Below are 496 nucleotides of genomic sequence, written 5' to 3' on the forward strand. Positions count from 1 at the left end.
ATCAGGATTTAACGGATCAAAGTAAACGCCGTACTTTTTGTAAATTGTTCCGTCATAGCCTTCCTCACCGTCCAGAAGTCCATCGTTATCCGTATCTGGATTCAGAGGATCGGTTTTATATGTTTTGATCTCATCACCGTCAAGCAATCCGTCCTCGTCTGTGTCGGGATTGAACGGTCCAGTTTTGTTCAAATATTCGCCTAAGTTATTCAGATTGTCATTGTCGAAATCTTCGTCAGCGTCGGAAATTCCGTTTTCATCTGTATCTAATTCTAACGGATCGGTGTTCAGTGTTAAAACTTCATATCCGTCAGGCAATCCATCATCATCTGTATCTATATCATACGGATCAGTATCTATTACTTTTTCATAAATATCAAAAAGTTCGTCCTTGTCGGTATCGCCAAGCCAAGATTCAGGCAGGTATTCTAAATCGCTGAAATCGTATTTTTCCGACTCTGTACCTATAAATCCCGCCATATTTTCTTTGTAATTT

1 pseudogene is annotated in these 496 nt (G+C 39.5%); it reads right to left on the reverse strand.

The features are described 5' to 3' along the window. Nucleotides 1-496 (reverse strand): annotated as a pseudogene (locus tag ACYQ0N_RS15410) (amidase domain-containing protein); the annotation flags it as partial.

The sequence above is a fragment of the Ruminococcus sporogenes genome, from assembly GCF_054655175.1.